This is a genomic window from Actinoplanes sp. NPDC004185 (assembly GCF_053603475.1).
Map to the genome: position 1 here is coordinate 96148 of NZ_JBSGFR010000012.1, position 13675 is coordinate 109822.

Sequence of the window (13675 nt, forward strand, 5' to 3'; positions counted from 1 at the left end):
AGAGCCATGAGGCTCGCGCGGCTGAGCCGGGTAGTCCAGCAGGAGATCCGTTCGAGGCTCGGTGAGGGCGTCACTGGGTCTCGAGAACGACCTCCCGCTGAACTACTAGGCGTCGATGCCGGTACGCCGGCGGCGGCCCAGCATGAGCACCCCGAAGCCGATCAGCACGATCAGCGCCCCAGACCCGGCGATCACAGCCGCGCCGGGTCCGGTGATCGGCAGGCCCGGCTCGCCCCCACCACCGCCCGCGCCGCCGGTAGGAACGACCGTTGGCGTGGCGGACGGGTTGCAGCTCGGTGCGGAAGGACTGCCACCGGTCGGGTTGATGATGATCTTCGCCGTGTTGTTGCAGGTGTTGACCTTGTCGGCGTACGCCTTGTCGAGCACGATCGTGCCGGTCGCGTTCGGAGTGGCCGTGTTGATGCGCAGGGGGAACGGGAAGGTGACTTCCTGCCCGGCCTCGAAGTAGAAGTTCACCTCGCAGCGCCAGACCTTGACCTGGTCGAACGGCAGGAATTCGGTGGCGAAGCAGTTGTCCGGGAGGTCCTCTTCAACCCCGAGGAACGAGGTGCCCGGCGGCAGGGTGACCGTGGCCTCGACCGCCGGCCCGATGTCGTTCCATCGTGACGCCGGACCGTTGTTGCGCATCCCGGGGGCCACGGTCACCACGGTGCCGACCGCGCCGGACGCCGTCGCGCCGAACACTGCGATGTCCGCCCGGTTGGTGCCGAGCACCTTGACTTCGAGCGTCTGCCTGGCCTCGCCGGCCTGGGCCCTGGCGGCGCGCGCGCCGGTCACCGGTGTGAGCGCGAGGGCGGGCCCGGTGCCCGGTTCACCGCCGCCGAAGCCGGAGTCGGCGGCGGCCTGCTCGTACGAGTCGACGGTCCACCAGTGGTACTGCGCCTCCTGCGTGCCAGGCGCCGGGGTGTCCTTGCGCAGCCGCAGGGGCAGCACCGCCCCGACGGTCTGGCCGGGCCCGATGTCGGCGGTGAAGCGGCAGCTCAGCATGCTGTTGCGGTAGATGCCGTCCTCGGTGTACCGGCAGTTGGAGTACCGCTCGAGGGATTCGAACGTCCAGTTGGGCTCGTCCACCGACAGCACCACGCCGTGCACGGTCGAGCTTGACCTGTTGGTCACCTGGACCTTGCTGTCGAAGGTGGCTCCCAGCTTGAGGCTGAGCTGCTGGCGAGCGCCGCCGGCGAGAGCGACGGCTTCCGCCACCTCGACCTCGGCCGTGCCGGTCACCGGGGAGATCTCGTCGGCGGTGAAAGTGGCCTGCAGGGTGCCCTTGGCCCCGGCCGAGGCTCCGGCCCCGGCTTTGAGCTCCACGGCGAAGCCGGCGTCGTACGGGGTGCCGGCCGTCACCCCGAGCCCCGGATCGACGCAGGTCACCTTCGTCGCCGACACGCTCGTGCAGGAGTCGTCGTCCTCGACCAGGGTGACCCCGGTGAGCCCGGTCAGCTCGACGGTGAACGTCGTGTTGGAATACCCCCCGTGGCTGCCGGCCGCCGGGTCGAGGATCAGCTTCATCGAGACCTCGGCCGGCGAGCCCGGGGCGACGATCCGGTTGGCGAGCTGCACCTGTGGGGCCGGCGGCGCGGCGTTCGCGGGGGCGGGCAGGCCGAGGGTGGCGGCGCAGACGGCGGCCAGGGCGACCAGCAGGCGATGGGCCGAACGGGTTGGCATGGCGATTCCTCTGCGGCGGAGACCGGGCGTCGGTGAAGTGCTCGCATCGTAGTACCGCTTCCGGGTTCCGCGTGGCCCCGTCGGGCGTAGTGGCTGGTCCCGGGTGGCGCAGGAGGTGTGCGCCGATCAGTGGAAGTACAGCGACGACGGCCCGCCGCCATCCGCTTTGTGATCGTATGACCGCATGGGTGTCGATCGGAGGACGCTGCTTTGCGGCGCTGCAGCCGCGGGGTGGTTGGGGACCCTCGCCGCGCCGGCCGAGGCCGGCCGGGCAGCGGACGATCGGCAGCAGCGGACGATCTATGTGGTCGGTGACTCCACGGCCATGTCGTACGCCGTCACGGAGGTTCCCCGAGCCGGGTGGGGGCAGGCTCTTCCGCTCTTCCTCAACCACCGGACCCTCGTCGTCAACGAGGCGGTCTCCGCTTCCAGTTCCAAGAGTTTCTCCGCCGCCGGGCGGCTCAACAGGATTCTCGCGGTCCTCCGGCCCCGCGACGTCCTGCTCATTTCCTTCGGGCACGGCGACGAGTCCGAGAACCCCTCCCGGCACACCGATCCGTGGACGACCTTTCTGGACTATCTGCGGCTCTACATCGACGGCGCCCGGGCCACCCGCGCGCTTCCCGTGCTGGTCACCCCGGTCGAACGGCGGTGCTTCACGAGTGACGGGGTCCCGTACCTGTCGCATGGGGAATATCCCGACGCCATGCGGGCCCTGGCCGCCGCCACCCGTACGCCGCTGATCGATCTCAGCGCGCTCTCCTTCGCCCTGTGGAGTTCGCTGGGGCCGGAGGTCACCAAGGACTATTTCCTCTGGGTGGGCGCCAAGGCGGACGACACCCATCTGCAGGCGCGTGGCGCGATCGAGGTTGCCCGGCTTGTGGTGTCGGCCGGGTCGATGCTTCCCGGCCGGGACCGGCGGGCTCTCCGGGAGCCGCACATCTCAGCGGACCTGCTGGTCCGGCCGGCGACCCGGCCCGGGCCCGACCCGCTCTGAGGTACGGCCGGACTCGTTCGGGGGATGGGCGACCCGCGGATACGGAAATAGGCTGGCCGGGTCACCAGCTCCGCGCGCCGGCTCAGAAGTCAGATCATGGACACGTCTTTTCTCGTACGCGACACCGCCCGGGTCAGCTGCCTCAACGACCGGGACGAGTGCGTGACCACCGTGGTCGTCCGGGGACGCTGGGACGGCGAGCTGCGGACCACGATGTCCCGGGTGCTGCGCGCTTGTGTGGCCGAGACGCCTCGGATGATCATCGTTGATCTGTCGGAGCTCTCCGACGACAAAGGTGAGTCCGCGACCACGTGGCAGACCCTGGCCCGGTTCGCCGCCCAGCGCCGGACTCCCATCGGGCTGGTCGTGTGCGCCTGCCCTCCCCGGGTGGCCGATCGCCTCCGGGCCAGTTCCACCGGAGGTGCCGTGACCACGGCCGACACGGTGGCCGCGGCGCGAGCTGCTGTCGCGGGCTGTCTGCAGTGGCCGCACCATCATCGGATCTCTCTGCCGCCCGACCCGGTCGTGGTTTTCCTGGGCGGCCGGACGGTGCACGATCTCTGCCGCAATTTCGGCCAGCCGGCGCTCGCTCCCGCCGCCCGGCTGATCGCCTCCGAGCTGATCAGCAATGCCGTCGACCATGCCCGCACCGACCTGGACGTGGTGCTCTCGGTCCGCGGCGACGTGCTGCATCTGGGCGTCTACGACCGGGATTCCGCACTGCCCACGGTCGCGGAGGCCGAGCCGTGGCATCCCGAGCGGCTGCGCGACCAGCGCGGCGCCGGGCTGTGGCTGGTCGATGCTGCGGCCACGGCCTGGGGTGCGCTGCCGTGGCGCGACGGCAAGGTCGTCTGGGCGACGCTGGCCATCCACAGCCGGGCCCCGCGGTGAGTGAGCGCGCCGGGCACGCGGCGAACGCCGATCATCTGCGGGCGCGGGTGAGCCACAGCGCCGACCGGGTCACCGTGGCGCTGTCCGGCGATCTTGACCGGTTGACCGGCCCTACCGTGCTCGAGCTCGTGGAACGGGTCAGCGGGAACCCGATCGGGCGCATCGACATCGACCTCGCTCACGTCGGGTTCCTCGACCTCGGCGGGGTCCGCACTCTGCTGCGTGTGCACCAGCGCGGCGCCCGGCACGGCATCGCGGTGGTGGTCCAGCGTCCGCAGCACCACATCCGCTGGCTCCTGGACATCACCGGCGCCGCCGCGGTGCTGATGGAGAGGCATGCCTGGACGATTGATGCCGTCGGTGACACTGCTTTCGTACGCCTCATGCAGGCGCGTGTCATGCGCGCCGATGATCGCGACCGGCTCGCCGACGAGCGCGAGAAAATGCTCGACGAACGGCAGCAGCGGGTCTCGGACCATCAGCGCTGGGAGGACATCCGCGAAGAGCTGGCCGATCAGCGCGAGATGGATCTGGAACGGCGCGAACGCGACGACTGAACGCCGGTCAGCCGGCGACGGCGCGCGACCCGTAGGCCGGGCCGAAGATCACCAGCAGGGCCAGGTCCTCGGTCACGTCCAGGAAGTGGTGCTCCTCGCCCGCCGGTACGAAGATCACCGCGCTTGGTCCGACCTCGGCCCGGCCGTCCGGGGTGACGATGGTGGCCCGCCCGGCGGTGACCACGTAGATCTCGTCCTCGGTGTGCGGGCTCTGGTCGTCGACTCCCCCGGCCGGGATGCAGTACGTCCCCACCGACAGATCGGGCACCCGCAGGTGTTCCACCCAGTCGTTGACGGCCCCCGCGGGCGACGTCCACACCCCTGCTCCCGTGATGATCTGCATGGCGGCAGCCTAGGGGGTGTCGAGATACGGGCCACGCCGTTCGTCATCCCGGTGTACGCCTACCGAGAGGAGCACTGTCATGCGCTACGTCATGATCATCGCCGGGGACGAGTCGAACTGGTTCGAGGCAGCCGTGCCCACCGGCCTCATGGACGAGGTGAACGCCTGGTGGGAGAAGTGGCACAAGGCGGGGAAGATCCTCAAGGGCGGCGCTGAGCTGCAGCCGTCCAGCACCGCCAAGACCGTGGGCCGCGGCCCCGACGGGCAGCCGACCGTCACCGACGGGCCGTTCCTGGAGCTGAAGGAGGTCGTCGGCGGGTTCATCCACCTGGACGCCGACGACATCGACGACGCGGTGGCCGTGGCCGCGACCTGGCCCGGGATCAGCGCGGTGGGTGACCGGGTGGAGGTTCGCCCGATCGTGGAGTAGCCACCAGGGCGTCGAGGCGGCGGGCCAGCAGCTCCCGTTCGGCCGGGTTCGTGGCCAGGGCCAGGGCTCGGCGCGTCGCCTCGATCGCCTCCGATTCGCGGCCCAGCCGGCTCAGCAGGTCGGCCCGGGTCGCGTGCCAGAGGCGGTAGCCCGCGAGCCGGTCGGCCAGGTCGTCCACCTCGGCCAGCGCGGCCGCCGGACCGTCGACAAAACTCGTGGCGACCGCCCGGCCCAGCAGGACCACCGGCGACGGGCGCATGATCCGCAGGTGGTCGTAGAGACCGCGCAGCGCGACCCAGTCGGTGCGCTCGTAGGACGGTGCGGCCGCATGCTGGGCGGCGATGGCCGCTTCCAGCTGGTACGGGCCCGGGCGATCGTGACGGGCCGCACGGGCCAGCCGCCGTACCGCGGTGTAAATCAAGGTTGGGTCCCAGCGGGACCGGTCCTGGTGCTCGAGGAGCACCAGCCGCCCCTCCGCGTCGAAGCGGGTGCCGGCGCGGGCCTCGTGGAGTTCGAGCAGGGCGAGGAGGCCGGCGGCTTCCGGCTCGGCGGGCATCAGCACGGTCAGCTGCCGGGCCAGGTCGATGCCTTCGCGAGCCAGATCCCGGCGTTCGTGGGCGTCACGGGACGAGGCCAGGTAGCCCTCGTTGTAGATCAGGTAGACGACGGCGAGCACGGCCGGCAGCCGGGCGGCGTACTCCTGGGGCGGGGGTGGTCCGAACCGGACGCCGCTGTCCCGCAGCCGGCGTTTCGCCCTGGTCAGGCGTTGTGCCATGGTCGTGGCCGGCAGCAGGAAGGCCGCCGCGATCGTCTCCGCGGGCAGGCCGGCCACCGCGTTCAGGGTGAGCACGAGCTGGGCCGGCTCGGCGAGCGCCGGGTGGCAGCAGGCGAAGATCAGCGCGAGCCGGTCGTCGCCGGTCGGTTCCGGTGGCGGAGCGCTCACCAGAGCGGTGAGTTTGTCGCGGCCGGTGGCCTCGCGGCGGAGCCGGTCGACGGCCTTGCGCCAGGCGGTGGTCACCAGCCAGCCGGCCGGACTATCCGGTACGCCGTCGGCGGGCCAGCGGTTCAGTGCCTCGGCAACCGCGTCCTGGAGGGCTTCCTCGGCCCGGTCGAGGTCGCCGAGCCGGCGGGCCAGCACGCCGAGCATGCCGGCCGAGTCGGTTCGCCAGAGCTCGTCCAGCACCGTCCGCGCGTCACCCACCCGGCCAGTCTGCCGATTCCGGGCCCGGTCCGCCGGGAAGGGAAGGCCGGTCCGGGCGTCAGGCCGACCACCTCGAGCGGCTCCGTCAGAGCTTGAGCTTGCGGCGGATGTCCGCCCGCAGTCCCTCGGGCAGGTCGTCGAGCTCCAGATACTCCCGGAGCCGGTCCGAGTCGTGCAGCCAGGCGTGATAGCTGTCGCCGATCGTCACGCCGTGCGCGGGACGGTCCAGGATCCGTACCTCGTCACCGGCCCGGACGTCGCCCGGCCGCACCACCCGCAGGTACGCGCCCGGCCGGCGTTCCGCCGCGAACCGCTTCACCCAGCGGGGCTCGCCCATCTTCCACTGGAACGTCGCGCACGGAATACGCCCGAACGTCGTCTGGAGCACCAACTCCTCGCCGATGACCCAGGTCTCGCCGAGCAGCGCGCCGTTGACGTCGAGGCCCGCGGTGGTCAGGTTCTCGCCGAAGATGCCGCCCGGCAGCTCGCGGCCGAGCTGCTGCTCCCACCAGTCGTAGTCCTCCCGGGCGTACGCGTAGACCGCCTGGTCGTCGCCGCCGTGGTGGTCGATGTCGAAGATCTGGTCGCCGACCAGGCCGCTGTGCAGGCCGGTCCGTTTCGGGCCCGGGGCCCGCACCGGGACCGGGTGGTCGACCGGCTGCTTGTTGATGCCGGTGATGCCGACGTTCTTGGCATCGCTCTTCTCCGGGACGGCCAGGTTGACCTGCAGGACGGTGGCTCTGCTCATGCGGGGAACTCCACGGTGCGGCGGTCCTCGATCGGGGTGTAGCCGAGGCGTTGGTAGAGGGCGTTGCTGGTCGGGTTGCCGAGATCCGTGAACAGCACCACGTCGGTCGCACCGGCGGCCAGCGCGGCCCGCGTGACTGCCACCGTAGCGGCACCCGCGTAGCCCCGGGCGCGGTGCTCGGGGGGCGTGTAGACCGCCTGCACCCGCACCATGCCTTCGGCCGGCCTGGTGATCCCGGCCATCGAGACCGGCCGGCCGTCGACCTCCCAGAGCAGCAGGCCCCCGTGGGACAGCTTGTCGTCGACGAACTCGGCCGAGGGGTCCGCGTCCTCGCCGAGGGCGTGCTGGAACGCGATCATCCAGTCGATCAGCAGGTCGCGGTCGCGGGCCTCGGCGACCCGGCCGGCGCCGGGAGCCGGCGGGTCGGGCGGGGTCAGCTCGGCGAGCCGGTACAACCGCTGGCGTCCGGTGACCCGCGGGGTGACGCCGGTGAGGCGCTGCCATTCGGAGGCGAACGCCTCCACCGCCTTCTCGGGTCCGGCGATGCCCGGCAGGTCCGTCCCGGCGAGGCTGACGGCCAGCTCAGCGGCGGCCGCCGGGGGCATCTCGGAGAGCAGAGCACCGCGCGGCGGCGTACGCAGGAAAGCCCCGTCGCCACACCAGCCGAACACCGCCGCGCCGTCGCCGAAGGCGCGCGGCCCGCGTTCCCGCAGCGTCCCGGTGATCGTCAGCAGCACGGTGTTCTCCACCGGGCGAGCGCGCAGGAACTCCCCCGCCCCGCTCAGGAACTCGTCCACGTTGTTGGTGATGTGCCAGGCCATGCCGTCATCCTCGGCCCCGCCGGAGCCCGGCGCATCCCTAATTCGGCAGGCCCCACGCCTTCGCGATGCGGGCCAGCGAGTCCCGCCGTGTGGCCGGGTCGTAGACCGTGCCGGCCAGGATGAGCTCCTTGGCGGCGGTCCGCTCGACCAGCTCGTCCAGCGCCTGCACCACTTCCTCGGCGGTGCCCGCGTACTGGGTGCCGGGGAGCTGGTCGAGCAGCTGACGGTCGAGATCGGACAGTTCGCGGGTGGCGGCCTGCTCGGGCGAGACGATCGGGCCGAGCCGGCCGGTGCGCAGGCTCAGCGCCATGATCCGGCTGGGGCCGGCCAGGAACTGGGCCTCCTCGTGCGTCTCGGCGGCGATCACCGAGGCGCTGACCATCAGGTGCGGCTCGGGGAAACGCGGCGACGGCTGGAACCCGTCGAGGTAGAGCCGGGCGGCGGTGTCCACGTCGGAGCTCATGGCGAAGTGGTACGCGTAACAGAACGGCAGCCCGAGCGCCGCCGCCACCTGGGCGCCGTACGTCGACGAGCCGAGCATCCAGACCTCGGGGTAGGTCGCCGGGACCGGCGTCGCCCGCAGCCGTTCGATCCGCTCGGGGGCGACCCGGTCGTCACCGAGCAGCGCGAGCACCATGCCGAGGTGGTCGGGGAACTGCTCGACGGTCAGGTGTGGCGACACCCCGCGCAGCGCGGCCGCGGTCGCCTGGTCGGTGCCGGGGGCACGGCCGATGCCGAGGTCGATGCGGTTCGGGTGCAGGGCCTCCAGCAGGGCGAACTGCTCGGCCACCACGAACGGCATGTGGTTGGGCAGCATGACGCCGCCGGAGCCGACCTTGATCCGCCGGGTGTTCGCGGCGAGGTGCGCGATCAGCACCGGCGGCGAGGTGGACGCGACGGCCGGCATGTTGTGGTGCTCGGCGACCCAGAACCGCGAGTAGCCGAGGTCGTCGGCGGCCTGGGCGATCTCGGTGGTCCCGCGCAGGGCGTCGGTGCTGTCGTGACCCTCGCGGACGGTGGCGAGATCGAGCACGGACAGGGGTACGCGACTCATGAGGTGATCCGTTCCGGAAGAGATGGGGTGACGAAGGCGAAACCGGCGCGGAGCAGCTCGTGCAGGCCGGTGATGCCGGTGTCGGCGTCCCAGTGCGGGCAGGAGGTGTTCAGCACCGTGCGGGCGGCGTTGATGGTCAGGTCGAGCCGCAGGTCGTCCAGGGCGGCGTGGCCCGCGGCCCACTCCCGGACCGCGACCCAGAACTGGTCGGCCAGCTCCCGGGAGCACCCGGCGAGCTCGGGAGAGGCGAGCCGGACCCGGCGCTGCAGCATCATCCGGTCGGCTGCGGCCGTGGTGTAACCGATCAGGACCTCGCGTAACGACGACCAGAGCGGCTCGCCGGCCGGGCGCCCGGCCAGCAGCGTGGCCCAGAGGGCGGGATCGTCGGGGTCGGGGTCGAAGACGACCGACTCCTTGCCCGCGAAGTAGTTGAAGAACGTGCGCCGGGAGATGCCGGCGGCGGCCACGATGTCGTCGACCGACACGGCGTCGAAGCCGCGCTCGGTCATCAGCCGCAGCGCGGCCGCGTGCACGAGACGCCAGGTCTCGCGCTTCTTACGCTCACGGACCGGGCTGGAGACGACCACAACCCCGACCGTACGCCGGTTGCACTCGGTGCAACTTGCACTCGGTGCATGAAGTGCGCCACACCGCCGGGGTCAGGGCCGGCGCTGCTGCCGCCGGATCGCCTGCACGCCGACAGTGGAGGCACCCAGGGCTGCTCCCGGCACCAGCAGCCAGATCGGCCACGGATAGACGTATCCGTCGACGGTGACCGCGACCAGGAACCAGACCATCAGGTTGACGGCGGCGACCGCGCCCCAGATCGTCCACAGCACGAGCAGCGCCAGCGGCAGCTTGCGTTCCGCGCGACGCACCGCGGCGGCCTTGCGAGCGCTCACCTCGGCCGCGCTCACCCCCGGCCGTGGCAGGTCGGCCACGAGGATCAGCAGCTCGGCGTAGGTGCGGGCGGCGTACGCCTGGCGCACCCGGTCGTCGTACTCACCCAGCGAGAGGCGGCCCTCGTCGAGAGCCGTCTTCAGCTGGTCAGCGATCTTGTGCCGGTCGGCGTCGGCCGCCCGCAACGTCTCGGCATCGCGGTGCGGCACAACATCCCTGGCCATGACAGCAGGCTAGTGGAGCCGCACGCGCCGCTCCAGACCCCGGCGCAGAGCGCTGACGGCTCAAGGCAGCCGTTCCAGGTGCGCGGTCGAGCCGTCCAGCGGGTCGGCCGCCCCGCGGCCCGGTGGCTGTTCCCGCATGGCGGGCAACAGGCGGGCGACGTCCCGCGCGGCGCGGGACCGTGCGGCGAACACCCCGTCGGCCCGCCCCAGCGCGCCGCCCGGCCGGCCCGCGACCACGGCTGCGACGAGGGCCAGACCAGCGGCCAGCGCGAACGCCCACCGCGCTTCGCCCGACCGGTCGACGACCGTCCCCGCCACGGCACTGCCGACCGCGCTCGCGGTGACGGCCATGGTGATCACCCAGGTGTAGGCCTCGTTCAGCACCTCGCCCGGGGCGATCCGGCTCACCAGGTGGTTCTCCACCGTCAGCGCGGGCGCCATCGCGACGCCGCCGACGATCAGCACCACCGCCAGCCACCAGGGGCCCGGCGCGGCGACCAGCGACAGGAAGCCGGCCCCGATCGCCGCCAGCAGGACGGCGTAGCGGCGGCTCAGGCCGGTGGCCGGGCGGCGGGTCCCGAAGTAGATGCCACCGCCGGTACTGCCCAGCGCCCAGACGCCGAGCAGCACCGCGCCGAGGCCGGCGCCCCCGCCGTGGGCAGCAGCGAAGGCCGGCACGCCGACGGTGACCGCGCCGAAGCCGGCCCCCAGCAGCCCGGTGCAGAGCAGCAGAGCGCCGAACCCGGGAGTGCGGCGCATCGGGCGACGGGTCATCCGCCGGGGGAACCGCAGGACCGGCACCCGGGCGACCGCCGAGCCGCCGAGCAGCGTGACCGCCGCCGCGGTCAGCAGCGCCGGGCCGTAGCCGAGCCGGAGGACGGTCAACGCGGCCACCAGCAGCGGGCCGATGACGTAGATCAGCTCGAACAGTGATGTCTCGGCCGCCAGCGAGGCCTGCCGCACCCGTGGCCCGGTGACGCCTCCGGTCATGATCGTCCAGGCGCCCCGGATCGCCCCGGTCAGCGGCGGATAGGTGGCCCCCGCGATCGCCGAGACGACCAGCAGCAGCGGTAACGCCGCCTCCGTCAACAGCGCCAGTGCGGACAGCACGAGGGCGTGGGCCAGGGCGCAGAGGCGCAGCACCGGCGCGGGGCCGATCCGGTCGGCGACGCGTGCGGTCAGCGGGTTGACCACCGCGCCGGCCAGCGCGTAACAACCCGCGGCGAGGCCACCGGCGGCGTACCGGCCGGTGGCCTCTGCGACGAGCAGCAGCAGGGCGAGCGGGGTCATGGCGATGCCGAGCCGCGCCACCATCCCGGCCACCAGGAGGGTGGGGGCGTACGGAATTCGCCATACCGTCCGATAACAACCTGTTGCCATCACCGGAACGTAACCGCGCAGAGCGGCAATCCCGCCTTCTATCAGGCTAAAGGGGTGATGACGACAATCTGACAGGGGTCAGTGCGCCGCCGCCATCGCCTGCTCCAAGCGCTCGGCCGCCCGCCGGTCCGCCCGGGCCATGGGGCCGCTCGGCACGGCGGCCACCGATGCGGCCCCCACCAGCACCGCGGCCGCGAAGACGAAGGCCCACGGCAGCCCGCCCGGCTGGTCCACGATGGCCCCCGCCACCGCGCCACCGGCCGCGCTGCCCGCCACCGACACGGTCACCACCCAGGTGTACGCCTCGTTCAGCATGCCCGCCGGGGCGATCCGGCCGACCAGGTTGTTCTCCACAGTCAGGGCCGGGGCGATCGTCGCGCCCCCGATGACCAGAGCGATGCCCAGCGACAGCGGATCCGGCATGACGGCCAGCACCAGGAAACTCAGGGCGACCGCGCCGAGCAGCCAGGCGAACTGCCGGGGCAGAGCCATCGCGGGCCGCCGGGTGCCGAACCAGATGCCGCCGATCGCGCTGCCTACGCCCCAGACCCCGAGCAGAACACCGCCGAGGCTGTCGCCGCCGCCGTGCTGGCCGGCGTACGCGGGCACGATCACGCCGGCGGCGCCGAAGGCCGTACCGAGCGCGGCGACACAGACCAGCAGGGCGCCGAAACCGCCCACCTTGAGCGGGCCGAGGCCCCGGGTCGTGTCGGCGTCCACGTGGCGCACCCAGTGCCGCATGATCGGCAGCGACGCGATCCAGAGGGTGCCGGCGAAGGTCGCCACGGCCGAGGTGGCCAGCGCGGTCGCCGGGTCGTGGGTGACCACGAGCAGGGCCGCGACCAGCATCGGGCCCAGCACGAAGACCAGCTCGAACAGGGACGTCTCGGCGGCCATCGCGGCCTCCCGCAGGCCGTGCCGCCCGCTGCCCACCGCGGTGGCGTCGGTCCAGGCCCGGCGGATCGCCGCGGTCAGCGGCGGGTACGTCGCCCCGGCCAGCGCCGACGCCACGAAGATGCCCGGCAGTGCCGCCTCGCCACCCCGGCTGACCAGCAGCAGGCCGACCAGGGCGAGCGGATGCAGCACGGCGGTCGTCCACAGCACCGGCGACGGGCCGATCCGGTCGGCCAGGCGCCCGGCGACCGGGCTGATCGCGGCGCCGGCCAGGGCGTACATGCCGCCGGCCAGGCCCGCGGCGGCGTACCGGCCGGTGGTCTCCTGGACGAGCAGCAGCAGGGCCAGCGGGGTCATGCCGATGCCCAGGCGGGCGAGAATGCCGACGATCAACAGGACCCGGCCGCCCGGCATCTGCCACACGCCAAGGTACTGACGCAGTGCGGTCATCAGGTCCTACCTCCTCGTGGTGTGCCCGATACGTAACTGGCCCCGAACGTAACTGTCGGCGGCCTCGTAACACACGTGAAATACAGCGGCTGTCACAGACGTCACCCCCGCCTCGGCACGCGAGACGGGGGTGACGGTGGGGCGGGTCAGCGCTGGAACTGCACCGGCCCGGTGCCGGTGATCGCGGCCAGCTGGTGCAGCCGCTTGATCCGCTCGGCCATCGGCGGGTGCGTCGAGAACAGCGACGCGATGCCGCCGCCGCGCAGCGGATTGGCGATCATCAGGTGCGCCGAGGTGGCGAGCTGACCGTCGGCCGGCAGCGGCAGCTTCTGCGCGCCGTACTGGATCTTCTCCAGCGCACTGGCCAGGGCCAGCGGGTCACGGGTCAGGGTCGCGCCGGACGCGTCGGCCTGGTACTCCCGGTTGCGGCTGATCGCGAGCTGGATCACCGACGCGGCCAGCGGGCCGAGGATCAGCATGAGCAGCAGCGACGCGGGGTTCGGGCCGTCCTCGTCGTCCGAGCCACCGAACGGCAGGAAGATGGCCAGCTGGGCGACCATGGTGATGATGCCGGCCAGGGCCGCGGCGACACTGGAGATCAGGATGTCCCGGTTGTAGACGTGGGAGAGCTCGTGGCCGATGACGCCGCGCAGCTCACGCCGGTCCAGCAGCTGGGTGATCCCGACGGTGACCGCCACGGCGGCGTGCCGCGGGTTGCGGCCGGTCGCGAACGCGTTCGGCTGCATCGCCGGGCTCACGTACAGGCGTGGCATCGGCTGCCCCGCCTCGGTCGCGAGCTCGCGCACGATCTGGTGCAGGGCGGGGAACTCGGCCTCGGAGACCGGGCGGGCCCGCATGGACCGCAGGGCGAGCTTGTCGGAGAAGAAGTAGCTGCCGGCGTTGAGCGCCAGCGACAGGACGACGGCGAAGACCAGCCCGCCGCTTCCCCCGAGCCAGTAGCCGGCGGCCAGGATCATGGCGGTGAGCAAGCCCAGCAGAGCGGCCGTCTTGAGGCCGTTGTGATGGCTGTGCACGATGGTGCTCCTTCGACGATGGGGCCGGTGGGCCCACGTCTCATGGAACATCGGCAGGGTGGGGA

15 protein-coding genes are annotated in these 13675 nt (G+C 72.2%); 4 read left to right on the forward strand and 11 right to left on the reverse strand.

Features of this window, described 5'->3' with window-relative positions; genetic code table 11:
* Positions 1-105 precede the first annotated feature (105 nt).
* Entirely contained in the window at positions 106-1686 is a 1581-nt protein-coding gene (locus ACWEOZ_RS14780) for a hypothetical protein (RefSeq protein ID WP_451911198.1), read from the reverse strand.
* 235 nt (positions 1687-1921) lie between these two features.
* Between ACWEOZ_RS14780 and ACWEOZ_RS14785 the strand changes: the two genes are divergently transcribed.
* The 3 genes from ACWEOZ_RS14785 (at position 1922) to ACWEOZ_RS14795 (ending at position 4131) form a co-directional block, all read left to right on the forward strand.
* Complete coding sequence (locus ACWEOZ_RS14785) at positions 1922-2683, forward strand: rhamnogalacturonan acetylesterase (protein ID WP_451911199.1); 762 nt, start codon at positions 1922-1924, stop codon at positions 2681-2683.
* Between the two features lie 96 nt (positions 2684-2779).
* Positions 2780-3574, forward strand: coding sequence for an ATP-binding protein (locus ACWEOZ_RS14790; protein WP_451911200.1), 795 nt, complete (start codon positions 2780-2782; stop codon positions 3572-3574).
* A gap of 74 nt (positions 3575-3648) precedes the next feature.
* The gene (locus ACWEOZ_RS14795) at positions 3649-4131 is read left to right on the forward strand and encodes an STAS domain-containing protein (RefSeq protein WP_451911201.1); all 483 of its coding nucleotides are present in this window, start codon (positions 3649-3651) and stop codon (positions 4129-4131) included.
* 7 nt (positions 4132-4138) lie between these two features.
* Here the strand turns inward: ACWEOZ_RS14795 and ACWEOZ_RS14800 are convergent, their stop codons facing one another.
* On the reverse strand, positions 4139-4474 hold the full coding sequence (locus ACWEOZ_RS14800) for a cupin domain-containing protein (protein ID WP_451911202.1): 336 nt from the start codon (positions 4472-4474) through the stop codon (positions 4139-4141).
* A 79-nt stretch (positions 4475-4553) separates the two neighbouring features.
* Between ACWEOZ_RS14800 and ACWEOZ_RS14805 the strand changes: the two genes are divergently transcribed.
* On the forward strand, positions 4554-4904 hold the full coding sequence (locus ACWEOZ_RS14805) for a YciI family protein (protein ID WP_451911203.1): 351 nt from the start codon (positions 4554-4556) through the stop codon (positions 4902-4904).
* On the opposite strand, the gene ACWEOZ_RS14810 is transcribed toward ACWEOZ_RS14805, so the two are convergent.
* The 9 genes from ACWEOZ_RS14810 to htpX form a co-directional block, all read right to left on the reverse strand.
* Positions 4858-6051, reverse strand: coding sequence for an RNA polymerase sigma factor (locus tag ACWEOZ_RS14810; protein ID WP_451911294.1), 1194 nt, complete (start codon positions 6049-6051; stop codon positions 4858-4860). The two genes, ACWEOZ_RS14805 and ACWEOZ_RS14810, sit on opposite strands and share 47 nt — an antisense overlap.
* A 139-nt stretch (positions 6052-6190) precedes the next feature.
* Positions 6191-6853 (reverse strand): MOSC domain-containing protein, encoded by a 663-nt coding sequence (locus ACWEOZ_RS14815; protein ID WP_451911204.1) that lies wholly within the window; start codon positions 6851-6853, stop codon positions 6191-6193.
* Positions 6850-7674, reverse strand: a complete 825-nt coding sequence (locus tag ACWEOZ_RS14820) for a GNAT family N-acetyltransferase (RefSeq protein WP_451911205.1) — start codon at positions 7672-7674, stop codon at positions 6850-6852. Before ACWEOZ_RS14820 ends, ACWEOZ_RS14815 begins: the two co-directional genes overlap by 4 nt.
* A gap of 37 nt (positions 7675-7711) precedes the next feature.
* Positions 7712-8728: an LLM class flavin-dependent oxidoreductase gene (locus ACWEOZ_RS14825; RefSeq protein ID WP_451911206.1), complete on the reverse strand. Its 1017-nt coding sequence runs from the start codon at positions 8726-8728 to the stop codon at positions 7712-7714.
* The gene (locus ACWEOZ_RS14830; RefSeq protein WP_451911207.1) at positions 8725-9315 is read right to left on the reverse strand and encodes a TetR family transcriptional regulator; all 591 of its coding nucleotides are present in this window, start codon (positions 9313-9315) and stop codon (positions 8725-8727) included. Before ACWEOZ_RS14830 ends, ACWEOZ_RS14825 begins: the two co-directional genes overlap by 4 nt.
* Before the next feature lie 72 nt (positions 9316-9387).
* Positions 9388-9852, reverse strand: coding sequence for a DUF1707 SHOCT-like domain-containing protein (locus ACWEOZ_RS14835; protein ID WP_451911208.1), 465 nt, complete (start codon positions 9850-9852; stop codon positions 9388-9390).
* 60 nt (positions 9853-9912) lie between these two features.
* Positions 9913-11232 (reverse strand): MFS transporter, encoded by a 1320-nt coding sequence (locus ACWEOZ_RS14840; RefSeq protein WP_451911209.1) that lies wholly within the window; start codon positions 11230-11232, stop codon positions 9913-9915.
* A gap of 78 nt (positions 11233-11310) precedes the next feature.
* Positions 11311-12576 carry an MFS transporter gene (locus ACWEOZ_RS14845; RefSeq protein ID WP_451911210.1) on the reverse strand — a complete coding sequence of 422 codons (1266 nt, stop codon included), beginning with the start codon at positions 12574-12576 and terminating at the stop codon, positions 11311-11313.
* A gap of 146 nt (positions 12577-12722) precedes the next feature.
* On the reverse strand, positions 12723-13661 hold the full coding sequence (gene htpX / locus ACWEOZ_RS14850) for a zinc metalloprotease HtpX (RefSeq protein WP_451911211.1): 939 nt from the start codon (positions 13659-13661) through the stop codon (positions 12723-12725).
* Between the last annotated feature and the right edge of the window lie 14 nt (positions 13662-13675).

What these genes read in the sequence shown, in the direction of transcription:
- ACWEOZ_RS14780 (WP_451911198.1), bottom strand. Translation starts at nt 1,686, where the DNA reads ATGCCAACCCGTTCGGCCCATCGCCTGCTGGTCGCCCTGGCCGCCGTC.
- ACWEOZ_RS14790 (WP_451911200.1), top strand. Translation starts at nt 2,780, where the DNA reads ATGGACACGTCTTTTCTCGTACGCGACACCGCCCGGGTCAGCTGCCTC.
- ACWEOZ_RS14800 (WP_451911202.1), bottom strand. Translation starts at nt 4,474, where the DNA reads ATGCAGATCATCACGGGAGCAGGGGTGTGGACGTCGCCCGCGGGGGCC.
- ACWEOZ_RS14805 (WP_451911203.1), top strand. Translation starts at nt 4,554, where the DNA reads ATGCGCTACGTCATGATCATCGCCGGGGACGAGTCGAACTGGTTCGAG.
- ACWEOZ_RS14810 (WP_451911294.1), bottom strand. Translation starts at nt 6,051, where the DNA reads ATGCTCGGCGTGCTGGCCCGCCGGCTCGGCGACCTCGACCGGGCCGAG.
- ACWEOZ_RS14815 (WP_451911204.1), bottom strand. Translation starts at nt 6,853, where the DNA reads ATGAGCAGAGCCACCGTCCTGCAGGTCAACCTGGCCGTCCCGGAGAAG.
- ACWEOZ_RS14820 (WP_451911205.1), bottom strand. Translation starts at nt 7,674, where the DNA reads ATGGCCTGGCACATCACCAACAACGTGGACGAGTTCCTGAGCGGGGCG.
- ACWEOZ_RS14825 (WP_451911206.1), bottom strand. Translation starts at nt 8,728, where the DNA reads ATGAGTCGCGTACCCCTGTCCGTGCTCGATCTCGCCACCGTCCGCGAG.
- ACWEOZ_RS14835 (WP_451911208.1), bottom strand. Translation starts at nt 9,852, where the DNA reads ATGGCCAGGGATGTTGTGCCGCACCGCGATGCCGAGACGTTGCGGGCG.
- ACWEOZ_RS14840 (WP_451911209.1), bottom strand. Translation starts at nt 11,232, where the DNA reads ATGGCAACAGGTTGTTATCGGACGGTATGGCGAATTCCGTACGCCCCC.
- ACWEOZ_RS14845 (WP_451911210.1), bottom strand. Translation starts at nt 12,576, where the DNA reads ATGACCGCACTGCGTCAGTACCTTGGCGTGTGGCAGATGCCGGGCGGC.
- htpX (WP_451911211.1), bottom strand. Translation starts at nt 13,661, where the DNA reads ATGTTCCATGAGACGTGGGCCCACCGGCCCCATCGTCGAAGGAGCACC.